Origin of the sequence: Chromohalobacter sp. 296-RDG, assembly GCF_029889885.1 — a bacterium.
In the GTDB taxonomy this organism is placed as follows: Bacteria; Pseudomonadota; Gammaproteobacteria; order Pseudomonadales; family Halomonadaceae; genus Chromohalobacter.
Genome location: NZ_JARANY010000303.1, coordinates 1 through 602 on the forward strand (window position 1 = coordinate 1; position 602 = coordinate 602).

The window sequence follows — 602 nt, forward strand, 5'->3', positions numbered from 1 at the left end:
TCCTTCCGGGCTGATTGGAGAAGACCCACAAGGCACTCCTAATAATTTGATGCCGTATATCAGCCAGGTGGCCGTTGGCCGTCGTGATGAGCTTTCCATTTTCGGGAATGACTACCCGACCCAAGACGGCACATGCGAGCGCGATTACCTGCATGTCGTTGACCTCGCGGTGGGGCATCTCAAGGCACTGGAGGGGCTCTCGTCACCTGGTGTCTATACGTATAACCTGGGAACCGGAAATGGGGTGTCCGTTCTGGAAATGGTTCGCGCTTTTACTCGGGTGACGGGGATTGAGGTGCCTTACAGATTTGCGTCTCGCCGGGATGGCGATTTGCCGGCCTTCTGGGCGGACCCTTCCAAAGCCGAGTGTGAACTAGGATGGTGCGCCAAATTTACGCTGAGTGATATGATGCAGGACACTTGGCGTTGGCAGGTGACGAACCCTACTGGGTACGTCTAAGTTAGTAGTTCTAGATGTTTGGATGTTAAAGATTCATCGTAAGCCGCCGATATGGGATTTTCGGCGGCTTTTGTTTGTCTAGCCCCTACCATATTGATGATTGCTTGCAAGGTATATGAGGAATGATGGCACAGAACTTTTC

General features: G+C 52.3%; 1 protein-coding gene. It reads left to right on the forward strand.

What is annotated here, in order from left to right; all coding sequences use genetic code 11:
- Window positions 1-460 (forward strand): GDP-mannose 4,6-dehydratase (locus tag OP495_RS18670; RefSeq protein ID WP_280571284.1); only part of this gene is annotated, 460 nt, incomplete at its 5' end.
- Window positions 461-602: the final 142 nt, after the last annotated feature.